The following is a 1,433-nucleotide window of genomic DNA, read 5'->3' on the forward strand; positions in this document are numbered from 1 at the left end:
TGGCCTGAGAGGTGATGCGTAGCCGATTGAGGCGAATTCAGTGATCCTATGCTGCCGAGAAAAGCCTCTAGTGAGTTGGTACACGGCCCGTACCCCAAACCGACACAGGTGGTCAGGTAGAGAATACTGAGGCGATCGAGAGAACTGTGGTTAAGGAACTCGGCAAAATACCTCCGTAACTTCGGGAGAAGGAGGGCCCGGTCTGGTGATAGGACTTGCTCCTGGAGCTGGGTTGGGTCGCAGAGACCAGTGAGAAGCGACTGTTTACTAAAAACACAGGTCCGTGCGAAGTCGTAAGACGATGTATACGGACTGACGCCTGCCCGGTGCCGGAAGGTTAAGAGGACCGGTTAGCTCGTAAGGGCGAAGCTGAGAATTTAAGCCCCGGTAAACGGCGGTGGTAACTATAACCATCCTAAGGTAGCGAAATTCCTTGTCGGGTAAGTTCCGACCTGCACGAATGGCGTAACGACTTCTCAGCTGTCTCAACCACAGACTCGGCGAAATTGCATTACGAGTAAAGATGCTCGTTACGCGCGGCAGGACGAAAAGACCCCGGGACCTTCACTATAGCTTGGTATTGGTGTTCGGTACGGTTTGTGTAGGATAGGTGGGAAACTGTGAAGCAGGGACGCCAGTTCTTGTGGAGTTGTCGTTGAAATACCACTCTGATCGTATTGGACCTCTAACCTCGGACCCTGATCGGGTTCAGGGACAGTGCCTGGTGGGTAGTTTAACTGGGGCGGTTGCCTCCCAAAATGTAACGGAGGCGCCCAAAGGTTCCCTCAGCCTGGTTGGCAATCAGGTGTTGAGTGCAAGTGCACAAGGGAGCTTGACTGTGAGACCGACAGGTCGAGCAGGGACGAAAGTCGGGACTAGTGATCCGGCACCGGCATGTGGAAGCGGTGTCGCTCAACGGATAAAAGGTACCCCGGGGATAACAGGCTGATCTTCCCCAAGAGTCCATATCGACGGGATGGTTTGGCACCTCGATGTCGGCTCGTCGCATCCTGGGGCTGGAGTAGGTCCCAAGGGTTGGGCTGTTCGCCCATTAAAGCGGCACGCGAGCTGGGTTTAGAACGTCGTGAGACAGTTCGGTCTCTATCCGCCGCGCGCGTCAGAAACTTGAGGAAGGCTGTCCCTAGTACGAGAGGACCGGGACGGACGAACCTCTGGTGTGCCAGTTGTCCCGCCAGGGGCACGGCTGGTTTGCTACGTTCGGAAGGGATAACCGCTGAAAGCATCTAAGCGGGAAGCCTGTTCCAAGATGAGGTTTCTCACCCCTTCGAGGGGTTAAGGCCCCCAACAGACCATTGGGTTGATAGGCCAGAACTGGAAGTCCGGTAACGGATGTAGGTGACTGGTACTAATAGGCCGAGGACTTACCAACAAAGAAGCTACGCGTCCACTGTGCAGTATCTGAAACAACACAC

The 1,433-nt window shown here is 55.0% G+C and carries 1 rRNA gene (only partly in view); it reads left to right on the forward strand.

The window, feature by feature from the left end:
* Nucleotides 1-1,390: ribosomal RNA gene (locus ACH438_RS46200) — 23S ribosomal RNA — on the forward strand (it extends 1,642 nt beyond the left edge of the window).
* Nucleotides 1,391-1,433 lie beyond the last annotated feature (43 nt).

The sequence above is a fragment of the Nocardia sp. NPDC020380 genome (assembly GCF_044386975.1).
In the GTDB taxonomy this organism is placed as follows: Bacteria; Actinomycetota; Actinomycetes; order Mycobacteriales; family Mycobacteriaceae; genus Nocardia.